General features: G+C 38.8%; 18 protein-coding genes and 1 other annotated feature. Of the genes, 7 read left to right on the top strand and 11 right to left on the bottom strand.

Annotated elements, in window-relative coordinates:
- Nucleotides 1–146: 146 nt before the first annotated feature.
- Nucleotides 147–851 carry a DUF1836 domain-containing protein gene (locus AB986_RS18660; protein WP_048313129.1) on the top strand — a complete coding sequence of 235 codons (705 nt, stop codon included), beginning with the start codon at nucleotides 147–149 and terminating at the stop codon, nucleotides 849–851.
- A 93-nt stretch (nucleotides 852–944) separates the two neighbouring features.
- On the opposite strand, the gene AB986_RS18655 is transcribed toward AB986_RS18660, so the two are convergent.
- On the bottom strand, nucleotides 945–1,418 hold the full coding sequence (locus tag AB986_RS18655; RefSeq protein ID WP_053216261.1) for a BsuPI-related putative proteinase inhibitor: 474 nt from the start codon (nucleotides 1,416–1,418) through the stop codon (nucleotides 945–947).
- A 173-nt stretch (nucleotides 1,419–1,591) separates the two neighbouring features.
- On the opposite strand from AB986_RS18655, the gene AB986_RS18650 reads away from it, so the two are divergent.
- The 3 genes from AB986_RS18650 (at nucleotide 1,592) to AB986_RS18640 (ending at nucleotide 3,096) form a co-directional block, all read left to right on the top strand.
- Nucleotides 1,592–2,215, top strand: coding sequence for an NUDIX hydrolase (locus AB986_RS18650; RefSeq protein WP_048313128.1), 624 nt, complete (start codon nucleotides 1,592–1,594; stop codon nucleotides 2,213–2,215).
- A 202-nt stretch (nucleotides 2,216–2,417) separates the two neighbouring features.
- Nucleotides 2,418–2,621 carry a hypothetical protein gene (locus AB986_RS18645; RefSeq protein WP_048313127.1) on the top strand — a complete coding sequence of 68 codons (204 nt, stop codon included), beginning with the start codon at nucleotides 2,418–2,420 and terminating at the stop codon, nucleotides 2,619–2,621.
- Nucleotides 2,614–3,096, top strand: coding sequence for an endolytic transglycosylase MltG (locus AB986_RS18640; RefSeq protein WP_048313126.1), 483 nt, complete (start codon nucleotides 2,614–2,616; stop codon nucleotides 3,094–3,096). Before AB986_RS18645 ends, AB986_RS18640 begins: the two co-directional genes overlap by 8 nt.
- Nucleotides 3,097–3,137: 41 nt before the next feature.
- Here the strand turns inward: AB986_RS18640 and AB986_RS18635 are convergent, their stop codons facing one another.
- Nucleotides 3,138–4,370, bottom strand: coding sequence for a hypothetical protein (locus AB986_RS18635; RefSeq protein ID WP_048313125.1), 1,233 nt, complete (start codon nucleotides 4,368–4,370; stop codon nucleotides 3,138–3,140).
- Nucleotides 4,370–4,903, bottom strand: coding sequence for an RNA polymerase sigma factor SigX (locus AB986_RS18630; protein WP_048313124.1), 534 nt, complete (start codon nucleotides 4,901–4,903; stop codon nucleotides 4,370–4,372). The genes AB986_RS18635 and AB986_RS18630 overlap by 1 nt, the downstream gene beginning before the upstream one ends.
- 204 nt (nucleotides 4,904–5,107) lie before the next feature.
- Here AB986_RS18630 and AB986_RS18625 point away from each other — a divergent pair, with 204 nt between their 5' ends.
- Nucleotides 5,108–6,388, top strand: a complete 1,281-nt coding sequence (locus tag AB986_RS18625) for an MFS transporter (RefSeq protein WP_048313123.1) — start codon at nucleotides 5,108–5,110, stop codon at nucleotides 6,386–6,388.
- A 37-nt stretch (nucleotides 6,389–6,425) separates the two neighbouring features.
- Here AB986_RS18625 and AB986_RS21285 read toward each other — a convergent pair whose 3' ends face one another.
- The 4 genes from AB986_RS21285 to AB986_RS18605 form a co-directional block, all read right to left on the bottom strand.
- Entirely contained in the window at nucleotides 6,426–6,962 is a 537-nt protein-coding gene (locus AB986_RS21285; protein WP_053216260.1) for a GNAT family N-acetyltransferase, read from the bottom strand.
- Nucleotides 6,963–7,055: 93 nt separating this feature from the next.
- Nucleotides 7,056–7,934: a hypothetical protein gene (locus AB986_RS18615; protein ID WP_053216259.1), complete on the bottom strand. Its 879-nt coding sequence runs from the start codon at nucleotides 7,932–7,934 to the stop codon at nucleotides 7,056–7,058.
- The gene (locus AB986_RS18610) at nucleotides 7,915–8,862 is read right to left on the bottom strand and encodes a hypothetical protein (protein WP_048313122.1); all 948 of its coding nucleotides are present in this window, start codon (nucleotides 8,860–8,862) and stop codon (nucleotides 7,915–7,917) included. The genes AB986_RS18615 and AB986_RS18610 overlap by 20 nt, the downstream gene beginning before the upstream one ends.
- 290 nt (nucleotides 8,863–9,152) lie before the next feature.
- Entirely contained in the window at nucleotides 9,153–9,728 is a 576-nt protein-coding gene (locus AB986_RS18605; protein ID WP_048313121.1) for a DUF2087 domain-containing protein, read from the bottom strand.
- A 431-nt stretch (nucleotides 9,729–10,159) separates the two neighbouring features.
- Between AB986_RS18605 and AB986_RS18600 the strand changes: the two genes are divergently transcribed.
- Nucleotides 10,160–10,807, top strand: coding sequence for an N-acetylmuramoyl-L-alanine amidase (locus tag AB986_RS18600; RefSeq protein ID WP_053216258.1), 648 nt, complete (start codon nucleotides 10,160–10,162; stop codon nucleotides 10,805–10,807).
- Nucleotides 10,808–10,922: 115 nt separating this feature from the next.
- Here AB986_RS18600 and AB986_RS21915 read toward each other — a convergent pair whose 3' ends face one another.
- Nucleotides 10,923–11,090, bottom strand: coding sequence for a YfhE family protein (locus AB986_RS21915; protein WP_084006653.1), 168 nt, complete (start codon nucleotides 11,088–11,090; stop codon nucleotides 10,923–10,925).
- 136 nt (nucleotides 11,091–11,226) lie between these two features.
- Here AB986_RS21915 and AB986_RS18595 point away from each other — a divergent pair, with 136 nt between their 5' ends.
- Nucleotides 11,227–11,541: a hypothetical protein gene (locus AB986_RS18595; protein WP_048313120.1), complete on the top strand. Its 315-nt coding sequence runs from the start codon at nucleotides 11,227–11,229 to the stop codon at nucleotides 11,539–11,541.
- Nucleotides 11,542–11,561: 20 nt separating this feature from the next.
- Here the strand turns inward: AB986_RS18595 and AB986_RS18590 are convergent, their stop codons facing one another.
- From AB986_RS18590 to AB986_RS18580, 3 genes are read right to left on the bottom strand one after another with little or no spacing between them, the layout of a single operon-like run.
- Nucleotides 11,562–12,695 (bottom strand): Ger(x)C family spore germination protein, encoded by a 1,134-nt coding sequence (locus AB986_RS18590; protein ID WP_048313119.1) that lies wholly within the window; start codon nucleotides 12,693–12,695, stop codon nucleotides 11,562–11,564.
- Nucleotides 12,692–13,780: a GerAB/ArcD/ProY family transporter gene (locus AB986_RS18585; protein WP_053216257.1), complete on the bottom strand. Its 1,089-nt coding sequence runs from the start codon at nucleotides 13,778–13,780 to the stop codon at nucleotides 12,692–12,694. Before AB986_RS18585 ends, AB986_RS18590 begins: the two co-directional genes overlap by 4 nt.
- Nucleotides 13,767–15,290 carry a spore germination protein gene (locus AB986_RS18580; protein ID WP_236690417.1) on the bottom strand — a complete coding sequence of 508 codons (1,524 nt, stop codon included), beginning with the start codon at nucleotides 15,288–15,290 and terminating at the stop codon, nucleotides 13,767–13,769. The genes AB986_RS18585 and AB986_RS18580 overlap by 14 nt, the downstream gene beginning before the upstream one ends.
- Nucleotides 15,291–15,539: 249 nt before the next feature.
- Nucleotides 15,540–15,746: a binding site (T-box leader), on the top strand.
- Nucleotides 15,747–15,761: the final 15 nt, after the last annotated feature.

Here is a 15,761-nt window from a genome sequence, read left to right as displayed (position 1 = left end):
CACAGGATATTCACCCATATCACATTCAGTTCCTATTATGTTTCAGGATAAGTGCCCAAATATGAGGACTTTAGCCTATCCTTCTTGAAATTTCCATAAATAAGCTATACGATAAGTTCAAATGACCTTAAATGTAGAGGTGTACGATGAGTGGATTTTATTTAACAAGAACAGAAATGGGATCATTGTTGCAAGCGATACGGAATCAAGAAGCACCATTTCAGGTTATAGAAACAGCATGTAACCGATCAAGAAATTCAGCGGATATAAGTGAAATAATACCTAAGCTACCATCGATCTTTGGGAAGTTACTTAAACTAGGTAAGGAAGCATTTGGTTTATCGATTAATGAAATTGTTAGCCTTGGAAATCAACTGGAGTATGCTAGTTTCCGTTCAACAGCCGTTCAAAACTGGGTGAAGCGAGATATTAAGGATTGGATTGGATCGCCTCAGCTTGGTAAAAAATATTCCATAGAACAAGCCGCTATTTTATTTATCGTTGAGGATTTAAAGAACACTCATGACTTTGAGAGCATACGTCTTTTACTGCGCTATGCTTTTAATAATCCAGCTGATCGAAATGATGATTTAATTGATCCTGTCATTTTCTATACGGCTTATGCTGAGCTTTTCGAAGCGATTCATTCTGAGTTAAATTTATCGAAGAATGACTTTACAGAGAAAGCAAGAGCGTTAACAATCATTTTTAACCACCTAACGCTCAGTCAAAGGGAGGATATCGAGAAACTATTAATTTCTTCCGCGCTTTCTGTTCAGGGAGCTTATTATCAAACTCTGTCCAAACACTACCTTGAAGAGGTGTGGAAATGGAGCGGTGAGCATTTTTGAGTCGCGGACATGTTGCTCCAATCATCTAAGTGAGAGTTATTATGCAAAACAAAAACAAGCTGGCCCAGATGTCATCGGCCAACTTGTTTTTGTTTACTCAATCGTAAAATTGATGGTTTTCTTATAATCTCCTGCTCCTTCAGTAGCTAACCAAACGTCTAATGTATAGGTGCCTTTAGAAAGTTGATCAATCGTGATTGGATATTCTAGAATCTCAGCTTGTTTAACTTTAAGGACTTCTTCTTTTTTAACAAAACTTTTGTCAGCGGAGTACGTTTTAAGGTGTTCACCTTTTTCATTATAAAGCTTGTATTCGTATTTCTGACTACTTGGTAATGTGATTGTTTGAACCTGTTCCGTTTGATTCTGTATCGTATAAAGGAAAGTTGCTGTGCCATTCTCTTGTTCTTCAAACGTAAGGGAGGGCTCCATAGAACCGGCTACAATTCCAGAGGAACCAGATACCTGTTCACTTGTGTTATTGTTCGTGTTCATCGATGAATTCTCCTCTCCACAACCCGAAAGCATAAGGAGGACAATCGTTCCTACTGTAAAATACTTTACCATTTAATCACTCCTTTATTAGGTAGACGGTATAAGTGTGCATATGGTTACAGAATCACCATAATTAATTCAGAAAATACCTTCTACTGTTAGGGGTAATGTCTTGAAGGGGATAAATTGCTTTTTATAACGTATAATAGAGTAATAGCATATTCGTATAGAAGGAGTTAGATAGAATGAAGCCATCGTTAGTAGATATTAATTCTAAAATACATGGCAGAGACGCAGGAGTACTCGGGAACGAACGTTTTTTTAAATTTGCTGTACTCCTACCTTTAATCGAGAAAAATGATGAGCTTCATGTTTTGTTTGAAGTGAGAGCCCATACTCTTAGAAGACAGCCTGGCGAAGTTTGTTTTCCAGGAGGCAAGGTCGATCGTCAAGATAATAGTCCTATGGATGCAGCAATAAGGGAAACGTGTGAAGAGCTTGGTGTGTTGGAGAATGAGGTAAGCATAACGGGAGAACTGGATTTTCTCGTTACGTCGTTTCAATCCATTGTTTATCCATTTGTAGGTAATATTAAAGCAGGAACAGAGCTATCCTCTAATCCAGATGAGGTAGAAGAAGTATTTACCGTTCCGCTTAGTCATTTTATTCATCATCCTCCTGAACGTCATGACATTCGCGTACATGTGAAACCAGATGAAAGCTTTCCCTTTCATCTTATCCCGAATGGGGAAGAGTATAACTGGTCATCTTCAGCGATGCCAGAGTTTTTCTATTACTATAAGGACTATGTGATTTGGGGAATGACAGCGAGAATTCTCTATCACTTTATCCATTTAATACAGGAATAGCTGGAACTAGATTTCCACTGAGTTCCTATTGCCAATTTTATAAAACATCGGTAAACTAGAAAAGGTCGATTTATGTCGGTTTTTCTAGTTTATTTGTATTTAAAACGACAAAAATGAGTACGCTTATTCGAATCAATTAAATGGATAAAAATTATGTGCAATACATAGAGAGAACGAAAGTAATCTAATAGGGGGAAACGTTATGTTGTTAATTATCTTTGTTTTACTTGCCTGTTCACTTGGATTCTTTATTTACTCATATTTCGTTAAGGACTATGCTAAAGAGGTAAAAGGTCAAGTTGATGATGTTTACATTAATTTGATGAGAGAGTTAAAAACAGTGAAACAGCGAACGGAAATGCTTGAAAGCAAAACAAAATCTGTTAGTGGTAGTCACAATGAGTAAGCAAGAAGCAAAAGGAATTGCTGCAGGTCTCTTGTTCGCTGCTATTCTTCTGACGGCATATTATTTCATGTTCTCAAACGTGACTGCTGAAGAAGAAAATCAGCTGACCGATGCTGCTGTAGAGCAACGTCTTGAAGAAAACGGTATGGTTATGCTGAAGAAAGAAGAATATGATGCTCTAAATGAGCAAAAGATCACGACTGATAAACAAAAGCAGGATGATAAAGAGTCCGAAGAAGAGAAAGAAGAAGAATCTGAATCGGACGAACCTAAGAAAGTAACATTTACGATCAATGAAGGTAGTACTAGTCTAGAAGTTGCTCAAAGTCTTGTAGATCAGAAACTAGTTAAGAAATCAGCTGACTTTATTGATACGCTTCAGGATATGAATAAGGAGACAGCTGTTCAACCGGGGGAATATGAGCTTCAATCGGATATGTCAGCTGCTGAGATTGTAGATGAAATAACAAGGTAATGAAAACACCCGGCACATAAGCCGGGTGTTTTTGTGTGTTTTTACTTTAGTTGAACTGCGTTTGGGGATTGGGGAACAGAGAGTTTCTCGTTAAGTGAATAGTTTCCAATTTGATCGAATCCTGTGTTCTCAAAGAGGATGGTCTTGTAATTATACTGAGATGCTGCAAGCATAATGGCTTCGATTGTCTGCATCGCTTCTTCTTCTGATTGGAATTTACTGTCTTTTGTAAAGGCGATTGTCGCTTCAGTTCCGTCACCTTCGAAAGAATAGATGGATACATCAGAAGGAAATGCTGATTTGTACCAAGTAGATTCTGGTGAGCCTTCTTTCATTTGGGAGAGGGCCACATCCAGCTGAGCTCCTTCTTCATTAAGAGCGGGACCTTCTACAAGGAATCGGTTTTCTGTAGATGTTTCATAAAGATAGTAAGGAGAAGGTTTAGTGTTAACGGACGTGTCAGGTGGTCCGAAATTCCCTAAGCTATAGCCTTCTTCTCCGTTTGTTTGCCAGTTTATTTCATCAGCATTTAGACTAGTAGCAAGTCGCTGGACGCTATCATTGATCATTATTGATTCATTTGAAGAAAGACTGTTACCAGGTTCATTGAAACTAGCAACTAGCGTTTTGGTTTCATTCTTCGTTACCACTTCAAATGTTGCATTGACTAATGGTGAGCTTTCTAAACCGTATTGTGATGCATCGAATGTAGAAAGGATGTCTCGAATGTTTTCTGACATTGCTTTACTGCTATCAATTTCAAATGTAAGTGGGACGAGAAGCAAACTCTCTGGATCTGGATATGAAAGAACGACGCTCTCACCATCCGTTTGTTGGAGAGCTGGTATATAATAATCAAATTCCGTCTTTGCTTTAGGTAATGGTGGATCTTCTTCTTTCACGATTGTTGTATTTGCTGCTAAATCATTTGAAGAATCTGATGGTGCTTCGGTTGCGTCTTCAGGCTGTGAATCGTCTTTAGGTGTAGCAGAGTCTGCTGATTGATTATTTTCGTTTGATTGCTCTGTAATTGCAAGATTAGTAGGACCGTCGTTTTGATTGAATAACCCTGGTGTAATGAGAGCAGCCAGTAGAATCACAAGCGCTGCTGCGAATGTCGGAATAATCCATGGTGTTCTTTTCTTCTTTTTCTTTGTTCGTGACTGTGTAGGTTCATTCATTTTTTTCTGGATATTTTGATAGATGGTTTCTTTATTTCTTTGATCTTTCAGTTCTGGTAGTTGGGAAAGCAGTGATTTTGTTTTATCACTCATTATAATACCCCCTTTAATTGGCTAGTGGTCTTATCGTCAACGAGTTCACGAAGAGCTTTTATGGCTCTATGCTGAGTGGTTTTCACTTTACTTACACTCCAATTAAGAATTTCAGCTGTTTCATTGACAGATAATTCTTGAATGTAACGAAGAATGAGAACCTGTTGTTGATCTAAAGTACATTCTCTCAAACACTTGTAGACTCCCTGAACCTCTTCTTTTTGAACTAATATCTCATCAGGTAGTGGAGCGTTATCTTCTGTTTGTTGTTTATTGAAATCGAATTTACTTAGCCATCTAGAAGTTCTTCTGTTATGAGTTCGTAAGTAATCAATGGCTACATTTCTAGCAATGGCTAGAAGCCAGGTCTTTTCGTTGCTCCGTTCTTCGTAATTTTGATAAGAACGAAGCACTTTAATATAGACTTCTTGAACTAATTCTTCAGCTACTGCGCGGTTCTTAACCATATAGAAAATAAATTGAAATAAGTTCGTGTGGTAATGCTCATACAAACGGTCAAAAACGTTATCCATTCTACAACCCTCCCTCTCTCCTACCTAACAACACGAGATTAGTAATTAAAAGGTTACAGTAAGATTACAAAAAGGGGTAGAGCTACTTTAACTTAATTGATAATTAGAAGTGATCTTGTAAACTTAAAATGAAGCAAAGTGTTTCAGTATTGTGCTGTTCTTCGATAGAATGGAATTTAGTTACAGTTTGAGAGGGGTTTTTGGATGGGGCAATCTTCGTTGCATAAAAACTCGCCTTTTTTCTATGGGTGGTATATTGTTCTAGCGGCTGCAGTAGGTGTTTTCTTCTCAGGTCCTGGGCAAACTTATGCGGTATCTGTTTTTATTGATTATTATATTCAAGACTTTGGATGGAGTAGATCTCTCGTATCTGGTATTTATTCTTCAGCTACTCTTGCAGCGGGTCTATTATTATTTATTGTTGGGAGAATGGTAGATAAGTATGGTCAAAGGCGAATGATGCTGATCATCGGATCATTGCTCGCAATTGCTTGCTTTTGGAATAGCTTTGTACTTGGTCCAGTGATGTTATTTATTGGTTTTTTCATGTTGCGTTTATTCGGACAGGGATCTATGACCTTAATTCCCAATACGCTTGTACCGCAGTGGTTTGTCGTTAAACGGGGGCGTGCTCTTAGTTTTATGGCGATTGGTGGGTTCTTAAGTTCAGCGTCTTTTCCTCCATTAAACACGTGGTTGATCGCTTCGTATGGTTGGGAAAATGCATGGAGAATACTGGGCTCAGCACTCGTACTTATTTTACTTCCTATAGTCTATTTTCTTGTTAAAAATAAGCCTGAAGACATTGGACTTCTACCAGATAATGCTGTTTCTAAAAAGAGATTAGCAGAGCGTAAAGAAGAGAAGATGGATGAAGAGGACGAGGAAGAAGGTTTTGAAACAAATTGGACAGTGAAAGAAGCGATGAGAACAAGAGCTTTCTGGTTTATTCTCTTTTGTGTGAGTATCCCTGCCCTTGTGAATACGGGGCTAACTTTTCACTTATTTTCCATTCTAGGAGAACAGGGAGTGCCAGGTAGCACCGCAGCCCTAATTCTAAGTATCATGGCTATAGTTGGTTTTCCTGTTACAATGGTGTCAGGTTTTATTCTTGAAAGAGTGAACGTACATATCGTATTAGGGCTGTCATTTATAGGGCAGATCATTTTTATCTTATTACTTACACAGGTGAATACGTATATTCTTGCAATTGGATTCGCGGTTCTGTGGGGAATCATTGGTGGTATTGAACGGATAACACTTAATATTATTTGGCCGAATTATTTCGGAAGAGAGCATCTTGGTAGTATTAAAGGTATTGCCACGACAACGATGGTTATCGGCTCCGCTTTTGGACCGCTACCGTTTGGGATCGCGTATGATGTTTTTGGCGGCTATACCGAAATTCTTTTGATCATATTGATTTTCCCTATCCTTGGGACCCTTGCTGCATTTTTGTCTCCTCCACCAAAAAAGACAGCATAATAAAACGCTTCTTCTGGGTACCCGGAAGGAGCGTTTTCTACTGAAAAAGGGAATAAACAAGAACATGATAGTACTGTTTTCTTAAATAGACATGATCTCTAAAAGTTCCTTCTTTTTGAAAACCGAGTTGTTCAAGACGCTTAACCGCAGCGTGATTATTCTCAATGGTTTGAGCATATATTTTGTGAAGATGCATGTGGCGGAAGCCGTAGTTAATGACTGCTTTTGCTGCTTCTAGCCCATAGCCATCTCTCCAGAATTCTCTTGAAAGGATTGCACCCATTTCAGCCTTGGAAGAAGTTCGGTCCCAATTCTGAAAGCCAGCTGTTCCAATTAGATCCATCGATTCCTTTAGCCGTACCCCCCACCGAATTGTATTCGTTGTCGAAATGGAAGTTACATCTTTAAATGCACTAATATAGTGTTGGGCTTGTGTTGCTGTCTTCATCACTTTCCCGCCGTCATAATAAGTAACAAGAGGGTCTGAGAAGATCGAAAGTAGTGAATCGCGATCTTCTGACTTTAGAGCTGTTAACGTTAGTCGTTTTGTATGAAGCACTGGAAAAGTCTGCATTGATTACACTCACCACCATTTTTCTATAGCATATGCACAGAAAATGAGGGTGTAGAGGGCGGATGACGATGAGCTAAGCCCGAATCGACATGTTTATGGAATAGGAAAGCGAACTGTAATATAGTTCTTAATCCATTCACTTTGATTTGTTTCATAATCTTCGACTGAAAGAGTTGAGCGTTTAAGACTCTCATCGAAAAGAATGATTCGTCTATTTTCTTCAGATCGAGGCAGGGTAAATTGGTATAGATAAGAAAAGCCAGGCCTTGTTGCAGGAACCATTAAATAGGGCATTCGAGTGGCGCCAGGACGTCTTCTTAATGCAAGAGCTTCAATCATTCCTTCAAGTGATCGAAACCCTAGTCCGTGCCCAAAAAAAGTCCCATCGCCTAAGTCAACAACGTTCTCACCTTGCCACTCTGGAGTTAGCGGGTTTACATCTGGGTTTTTGACATAACGAATATCACCAGGTAGATAATCTGGAGGGACATTATGCACGATCTGTAAATCTTGATCAAATTTCCATCCCCACAAACGAATGTTAGCAAACAAGCGATTAAATTGTTCAGGAGGAACCATCTTGATCGTTGCTCGGTATAAAATGATGATCATTGCCGTAGCGCATTCGAATGCGTATTGCCTTCCATTTCTGTAGATATCGAGAATAGCTTCAGAAGCTGGAACACCCATTTTAAGTTGAAAGGCACCATCGGGGAACAGTTTCCAAAACATTGGATTGCAGCGTGAACGATAGAAGTCAGCAAATTGCACACCGCTATAATAGAGTTCTCGCGAGCTATCTATGATTGCAACTCGAAACCGAACTTCAAAAAACAACGCATCAAACGTTCGAAAAGAATAGTTGAAATGGCTATCGTACATGACGGTAAGAATCGTCTGTTCCAGGGGACTTTGTAAGCCTGCGTTCATAATTTCTTCCTTCTTTTTTTGGCTACCTCCTATGATGATCATCTTGAACCTCCTCAATCAACCTAATCTGAGCATCAAGAGGTTGCCTCATCCATTCCTTCCATTCCTCTCGAGAATTCCTTCGTAATTTGTATGAGAAATCTGCTAAATTCACTTTCAAGTTTTCTGAAAGTGTTTGGAATGTTAGATCTTCATGTCGTTCACTTGATTGAGTGGTGCGCTGCTCTTTATATTTTGCATAATGATCAACAACATATGGTGACAGTTCTGCAGTCATTTCGTAGTTATTCTCATTGGGACAAAGATATGGAAGGTTTTCTTCATACCAAGCTCTAAAATAAGCGTAACGATCGGTACTATCTTCAAGACCAGAAATAAAGTGGAGAAGCTCACTTGCAAAAGCTACTTGTTTTTGAGAAGGAGATTGCAACTTTTCACCTATTGGGAGGAGGCTTGAAAAGTTTCTAGATGAGAAATACGCACATGTTAAGTAATGAGTAGAATGATGATCGTCGTTTCTTTTAAATAGCAGTTCTGAAACAAGAGGGATATCAGTAGGGTCCTGGTATATCGTTGTAAGCAATCCTGCTGATCGATCAATAACAAGACGATATCTGGCATTCAATTGATCAGCCGATCCTGTTTCGACCATCCATCTGAGAACGGATTGTACGAATTGGGGGAGATCACAGATAGAATAAGGAAATGGGGCTGAAGGTGTACGTTCCTTTGCCAATATATCTTGTTGGATAGCAAGAGCTACTTTATTCCGATCTGAAAGATACTTATTCAATCCATTCTCACGAATTGTAGACGAAAGAATGTAAAGGGTTGAATAGGTAAGACTTTCATCATTGAGATGTGCAGCAGCCGATTTCTTATCATGCTGAATAAGTGTTTTAACATGCTTCTCAAGCCGTTTAATTCCTTCTGTTTTCCGAATCGTCTCAAGGGAAAGTGAGGGATTCATCCTGTATCCTCCTTTCAAAAGTCCGCTATTAGAAGCGTATTCCTATGGAAGACAATTCATCACAGGTAAAAATCTTTAGGAGATAATATCGTCTCTAAATTGTAGAGGCTATAAAAGAGGAATAAGAAAGAATGAGAAGTACATATGCGATTTGAATTTATAGGTGGGTGAGCTCTTGTAAATGAATCAGTTTATCAATCGTAGTGGAAATACTGTTCAAGTAACCTGTTATATTGAGGGGAAAAATGGAGGGGGTGAACGAAATAAAAACACAATCACTGATTGTGTTTTTATTCAATCGTTGCCCACATTTCTTCTGGATTTAATTCGTAGATGTTATTCTCGCGGTACATAAAATGATTAATAATAAATTCTCTACGAATGGTCGCAAAGTCAGGATGGAACTTTTTGATGTATTCATTTATTTCTTTCTCAGGATACTTTTTCCCGCGTTCTAATCCATTTATTAAGTGCTTTAGTATAATGATTTTTTTCTTACGTTGAGAAGGAAGATGCTTCAACGTACCGTCTGGTGCTATGAAATTATTCACTACGGAGTGCATTTTCATTGAATCGTCCTCCTTGTCATAGTTCGGTTGGTAAAGCATATTAGGCAAGGCTTCAGAATAAGAACGTAATTTCTTCTCGTCGATGTAGTAGTAGATCGTATTCTTATCTCTTCGTTGATAAACAATGCCAGTATCTCTTAATTTAGTCATATGATGAGTGATGGTTGGAGCTTTTAACCCAAGTTTGCCTGCTATCGCTTGTCCATGGAGAGGACCTGTCGCGAGTAATGAAAGAATTCGAATTCGAGTTGGATCACCGAGCGTTTTATGAAAATTGACTAATCTATTTAACTGCATGTACTACCCCCTACCATCTAATTAGATTAAAACCTAATTAGATGGTAACCTAACTAGTTTGCTTCGTCAATAAAATAGGCTCTTTTCTAAACGCTGTTTTCGTAAGCATTGTTGATATAGGAGTGGGGGGATTTCCGCTCCAGGATGCTCGCTTTCCTCGGGGTGGGCGGTGAGCCTCCTCCGCGCACATAAACATTGCGCCTGTGGGGTATCACCTGTCCCGCTAGTCCCGCAGGATCATAAAACAAGACAACTTGTACGTATAGCTAAAGTCGTCTTATTTTGTAGCATATTCCATTCTAGAATCAACAGCTTGTAAAAAAATTATGATCGATGCCCCTTTTTCTTCTTTCCAATCGATATATAAGATAAGGAAGATTGTTTAACAAGATTAGAAAAGAATTAAATGCGAAAAGAAGGAGCGATGGTTAATGATTATTATTGATGCTGGTCATGGTGGAGCAGATCCAGGAGCAAATGGGCATGGTGTAACCGAGAAAGATTGGACACTTGAAGTATCGTTACATCAGTATCACTTTCTGAGGAAATTAGGGATACAGTGTAAGGTGACAAGGGATAGGGATGTGCTATTACCACCAGAGAGGAGGGCAGCTCTTGTAAAACAATCTGGTGCCAAGGTTTGCATTAGTAATCATTATAACGCTGGTGGAGGAAGTGGAGCAGAAGTTATCCAATCGATTTATTCAAAAAGTAAGTTGGCAAAGCAAGCAGCTGATGCATTAATGGAAGCAGGTATGCCAGTGCGACGAGTGTTTTCTCGAAAAGGAGAAGCTGGAGATTATTATTACATGCATCGCTTAACTGGATCTGTCGAGACGATCATTGTCGAATATGGCTTTCTAGATTCGGCTGTTGATATGAAGAAGTTAAGCATACGTTCTTTTCGTCTCCAATTGGCAGAGGAAGCAGCACTTGCCGCTGTTAAGTATAGTAGAGGTGTTGAGAATTCACTTTATGTCGTTCAATCTGGAGCTTATTATGCTAAAGATAAGGCGGAGAAACTATGTGAAGAACTCAAGCAAAAGGGGTACGAAGCATTTGTGAGAAAAACGAACTAATAAAGTTCATAAATTAGCGAAGTCAGGTTCTTTTACGAAAATCGTTTCAAAACAAACAACCTTTTAGAAAAAGAGCCATTAAAAAAGCCGTGCAGAGCACGGCTTTTTTTATAATTTATTTGAGTAGATCAGGGTTTTCGCTTTTAGCTCGTTTTACTTTCGGCTTACGAATGCCACCTGCAATATCTGCTTTCTTAAATTCCTTCGCATATGCTACCTCTTGAGCGTCACTTAATGAAAATCCGCTCTCATGTATTGGTTGGTATTGAGAATTCTTAGCCATTTGTAACTCCTCCTTATAATGTCTCTTATATTAGGGGTACCCGTGTGAAAATCTCACTAAACATACAGTTGTTATTTTGTTAAACAAATCAAATTTGTGGTACCTTATAACTAATCAACTTAATGACGGAGGCACTATGAATAGAAAAAGACTATTAAATATCGCAATTGGAAGTATCATTGTACTAATTAGTATTTTTGCAATTGGAAGGTACACGTATGTACATGAAGAGCATATTGAGCGAGGTGAAGTGATTAAAAAGGAAAGCATCGATCACCATTTCTATGTATTTGTACAACCTGAAGGGGAAGGTGAAGCAAAAGAGCTCGAAATGGAAGATGAACTGAGCTGGAACCTCGTACGTGAAGGTGATGTATATAACGTCGTTTACTCCTGGTATGGAGGTAAGCAACCGACAATTGAAGAGATGGAACGAATAGAACGCGAATGAGTGTAGTCACTCTTCGCGTTTTATTTAATTATGCCTGTTTCGTCTATGTCTACCTTCACTTTTGCTTCTAGCTTGATTTCTTTATATTCTTTCTCCCATCTTTTTGCGTTCCATGCCTTATGGTGGTAGGCATTCAGATCACGACCAATTCCGAGAAAATCACAGTTAGCTTCCTGCAACTTGTTAAGGATTTCGTTTGCTCTTACGGTTAAACGTTTGGATAAATCATCGGCAATGTCAGTCAGCTGGCTTTTTTCTTTAAGGTTGTTCTGTGGATATTCTTCGATGTTTCCTCTTAGTTCAAGATTAATCGTCACTTTCTCCAAAAGATTATTCTTAATAGAATAATCTTTTTCTACTGAATCATTTCGTACGTTTATTGTTACTGTATTTGTTAGGAATTCATTGTTTGGATCGTTATCAAGAAACTCCACAATACTGGTTTTATTGCTACTTTCATTGTTCATTAATAGGAGTAGCTTCGCATCACTAGGTGGTAAAGTCGTCCCTGTATAGGTGGTTTCGTGGAAAAGAGCTAACCCATTAAACTCAGGGCTACTTGCCTCTTCGTTATAACTAATATAAGGGAGAGCATAATCCTGACCTTCGTCTAAGGAATACCGAAATGCTTTCTCAACAGTCATTTTTGTTGCTTCCGTTTTATTCTCTGCTCCTTTAATTAGATCCGTCGTAAACTCTACGATAAGTGTGTCTCCGATATGATCCAGGTTAAATATATCTAAAGCTCGTCCTTCAACAACTGCTATTCGCGCATCTAGTGGACTTTTGGGATCTCTGAACAGAATATCAAGCATATGATCGATATTCTGTTTGGCTACTTCTTCACCGAGAAGTAGTAGCTGATTCTTTGATGCACTCAATTGCTTTGAGATGAGACGATCCATTTGTAACCGAGTCTCACGTGAAGACGGCCCTACTACAGACACGACGCGATTGGAATAGACGCCTCCTTGACTAACGGGAACACCAAGGTTTCGAACAACGAAGGTTGTACGTATCATGTTATTACTTTCATAATCAAACCCAGCTCCATATACTATCTTAGAATTTTTTAATAGCTCTTGATCCCAGCATGAGGTTAAGGTAAGGGTACAACAAATGACGAGAATGTAATGCGCAATCTTCAGATTCATGCCGCACCTTCTTTCTTCTTCGTAATAACACTGATAATCCAGAGTAGTATTGGAATTCCTAGCGCAAAGAAATAGCTCGCGTTTGCATGATAACTAGATAGCGTCTCTATCGTATAACGATCATGCGTAAACGTAGACAGAATGAGTGAAACAATAGCGACAATGATTATGGGGCCAGTTGTTTTCTTTCTTTTAGTGAGATACTGTATTCCTATTCCACCAATATACAAGTAAGAAGCATAGGAAGTCATAACTGAAATGATCCAAATCGAAAGAAAAAGTAAGTCTACTCGATCAACAATGATGAAAGAGACGCCTTTCAACATATAGACGATTGGCTCAGGAATCATCTCGAGTTGTTTTGGGCTAAAGAAAACGTACGTGGTGAAAGTTAGAAAAGCATATAAGCTTGTTACAGCTAGATTGGCTAATGATGCACTTTTTAAAGCAGCTTTCCCTTTATCTTGTACATAAGGATATACAAAAAGGATAACTTCAAATCCAAGCATTGAAACGATTCCTTTTTGCGTTGCTTTAAGGATTGTACCAAATCCGTTTTCACCAATGGGTAATATATAGCGCAAATCGGCATCTTTTAATGTATAAGCAGCCATTATGACGAGCGGGACGATGAGAATAGAAACAATTTGATAGAATCTACCCATTACCTTAAGTTTGCCTACAGCAAGGTACGTTCCTGTTAGAGTGAGAAGTAATAAAATCGCTAGCATCGGTGTACGAAATAGAACCCATGTTTTAACGGTTGTTTCAAATAGTTCCAATACAATAACGGCTGTCGAGATGGCAAATGCGATGTAAAGTAACGAAAGAACAAATGCGATGTACTTCCCAACAATTTTTGGAGCAAATTCGTATAGCGTTGAAGATGGAAATCGATTGCTTAAAAGATAAAGAATGTAGATGACCCCTTGGATAATTGCGCCTGTTAATATAAGCGTAATCCATCCATCCGCTCCGGCCCCCGAATAAAGGGAAGTTGGTAGAGAAAGCACGCCAACGCCTACCTGAGTTTGGAAAATAATAAAAAACAATTGTGTAGAGTGAATCGTGTTATTCGTCTTCATTGCGTTTCCACCTTCTTGAGAACCATTCCTGTCTTTGTTCTTGAGCATGAACATCAATTGGTCGTTTTCCAAGAAGCCACCTTGGTACCCTAATAATTGAATCCTTTAACTCACTGAAACGAAATGGTGCAAGTGGAGAGAAATAAGGTGTGCCGAATGTTTCTAACCCACAAAGGTGAATTAAGATCATCGATAATCCAAATACAAGTCCGATGAATCCAAAAGTTGCAGATAACAGCATTAAAGGAAAGCCAAGTAATCGAATGGACATGCTCATTTCATAAGAAGGAACAGCAAAGGACGAGATAGCGGTCAAGGCTACGATAATGATCATCATGTTTGAAACGAGATTCGCTTCTACTATAGCTGTTCCAATAACTAAACCGCCTACAATACCAATTGTTTGTGCAATCGGATTAGGCAGCCTAATTGCAGCTTCTCTTAACAATTCAAGTGTAATTTGCATGATCAATGCTTCAATTAAAGGTGGAAAAGGAACATTTTCTAGAGAACTTTTGATATTTAGAATGAGTTCGGCAGGTAGTATTTCAGAGTGAAATGAAACGGTTGCAATGTAGACAGACGGTAAGGCAAGTGCAAATATAAAGCTCGTAATTCTGATCAACCGTAAGACGGTGCCAATATACCAACGGCTATTGTAATCCTCAGGTGATTGGTAGAAAGCAAAAAAAGTTACGGGCATGATTAAAGTAGAGGGACTGCCCTCCATAAAAACACCAATTCTTCCTTCGGTAATATGCGCTGTTAATCGATCAGGACGCTCTGTGCTAAGCATTTGTGGAAAAGGGGAGAAAGGTTCGTCTTCGATAAACTCTTCTACATACCCAGGTGTTTGAATCGAATCTGCTTCTATAGCATTAATCCGTCTTTCAACCTCAGCAACTAAATCCGGGTTAACAAGATTCTGTATGTAGGCGATGGCTATTTTCGTATCTGTCGCTTTGCCTGCTTTGAAAAATTTAACAACTAGATTCGGATTCTCAATTCGGCGACGTAACATTTGTAAATTCTGCATGATATTCTCAACGAAGCCCTCATGAGAGCCTCGTACGACTTGCTCATTTACTGGCTCGGTTACAGCTCTAGACTCGCCTGCAAAAGCTTCAAGTATATATAAATGTTGGGTTCCATCTACCAAAAAAACGGCAAAACCCTTCGTAAGACCAGAGACCGCCTCATGAAGATTAGTCGAGATACGTATTTCTTTCGAAGTAACGATCTTCTCTATGTTCAGTTCGTTTCGTTCCAATAAAGGTTTAATAATTGTTTTTTGTAGCTTATCCTCGCTAGTCAATGGGTCTAAATAACAAATGATGCATTTAACATCTTTGAGAACCACTTCTCTGAATTTAAGGTCATCTGTTTGATAGAAGGCATCTGACAAATACTGTTTGTTTTCCTCGACCGTGAAAAATGATTGATAGGATTCAGCAGAAGTGGGAATTTGATATGGTTTATTTCGATAGGGTTTCCGTGTACCACGTCTCACTTCGCATTCTCCTTTTATTGTCCTTAGTTATTCTTTAGTTTGGTAACAATAGCGAAATGTTATGTATCTCGCCCTATTTTGTAAATCAATAGTTATAATTCCATGTCTTGTTTTATTAACTTTTTGGCTATTTCACTCGAATGAGCCAAAAATCAACACTGTTCATTAACATAACCAACTTTTTAGGTGAAAGTAGAAAGTTATGATTGATTATTCAGTATAAATGTTTATAATGAGTACTAATATTATGTATCGTCTATGCGAAAGAGAGTAATGTTTGTAACAGAATGAAGCGATTCGGGGATGGTGGGAGCCCGGCAACTGAGCAAACATGAACCGGACTTTCAAGACACTGTTCTGAATGAAGTAGGATCAGTCGGACTCGCCGTTATCGAGTAAAGCTGGCTCGTTAGCGAGCAACCAGAGTGGTACCGCGGGTTAATCTCCGTCTCTTATTTAGAGACGGAGATT

This window comes from Guptibacillus hwajinpoensis (genome assembly GCF_001039475.1).
GTDB classification, from domain to species: domain Bacteria; phylum Bacillota; class Bacilli; order Bacillales; family Guptibacillaceae; genus Guptibacillus; species Guptibacillus hwajinpoensis.
This window is presented reverse-complemented; position numbering and strand designations above follow the sequence as displayed.

What these genes read in the sequence shown, in the direction of transcription:
- AB986_RS18625 (WP_048313123.1), top strand. Translation starts at nt 5,108, where the DNA reads ATGGGGCAATCTTCGTTGCATAAAAACTCGCCTTTTTTCTATGGGTGG.
- AB986_RS18595 (WP_048313120.1), top strand. Translation starts at nt 11,227, where the DNA reads ATGAATAGAAAAAGACTATTAAATATCGCAATTGGAAGTATCATTGTA.
- AB986_RS18645 (WP_048313127.1), top strand. Translation starts at nt 2,418, where the DNA reads ATGTTGTTAATTATCTTTGTTTTACTTGCCTGTTCACTTGGATTCTTT.
- AB986_RS18640 (WP_048313126.1), top strand. Translation starts at nt 2,614, where the DNA reads ATGAGTAAGCAAGAAGCAAAAGGAATTGCTGCAGGTCTCTTGTTCGCT.
- AB986_RS18655 (WP_053216261.1), bottom strand. Translation starts at nt 1,418, where the DNA reads ATGGTAAAGTATTTTACAGTAGGAACGATTGTCCTCCTTATGCTTTCG.
- AB986_RS18615 (WP_053216259.1), bottom strand. Translation starts at nt 7,934, where the DNA reads ATGATCATCATAGGAGGTAGCCAAAAAAAGAAGGAAGAAATTATGAAC.
- AB986_RS21915 (WP_084006653.1), bottom strand. Translation starts at nt 11,090, where the DNA reads ATGGCTAAGAATTCTCAATACCAACCAATACATGAGAGCGGATTTTCA.
- AB986_RS18635 (WP_048313125.1), bottom strand. Translation starts at nt 4,370, where the DNA reads ATGAGTGATAAAACAAAATCACTGCTTTCCCAACTACCAGAACTGAAA.
- AB986_RS18590 (WP_048313119.1), bottom strand. Translation starts at nt 12,695, where the DNA reads ATGAATCTGAAGATTGCGCATTACATTCTCGTCATTTGTTGTACCCTT.
- AB986_RS18600 (WP_053216258.1), top strand. Translation starts at nt 10,160, where the DNA reads ATGATTATTATTGATGCTGGTCATGGTGGAGCAGATCCAGGAGCAAAT.
- AB986_RS21285 (WP_053216260.1), bottom strand. Translation starts at nt 6,962, where the DNA reads ATGCAGACTTTTCCAGTGCTTCATACAAAACGACTAACGTTAACAGCT.
- AB986_RS18650 (WP_048313128.1), top strand. Translation starts at nt 1,592, where the DNA reads ATGAAGCCATCGTTAGTAGATATTAATTCTAAAATACATGGCAGAGAC.
- AB986_RS18610 (WP_048313122.1), bottom strand. Translation starts at nt 8,862, where the DNA reads ATGAATCCCTCACTTTCCCTTGAGACGATTCGGAAAACAGAAGGAATT.
- AB986_RS18605 (WP_048313121.1), bottom strand. Translation starts at nt 9,728, where the DNA reads ATGCAGTTAAATAGATTAGTCAATTTTCATAAAACGCTCGGTGATCCA.
- AB986_RS18660 (WP_048313129.1), top strand. Translation starts at nt 147, where the DNA reads ATGAGTGGATTTTATTTAACAAGAACAGAAATGGGATCATTGTTGCAA.
- AB986_RS18585 (WP_053216257.1), bottom strand. Translation starts at nt 13,780, where the DNA reads ATGAAGACGAATAACACGATTCACTCTACACAATTGTTTTTTATTATT.
- AB986_RS18630 (WP_048313124.1), bottom strand. Translation starts at nt 4,903, where the DNA reads ATGGATAACGTTTTTGACCGTTTGTATGAGCATTACCACACGAACTTA.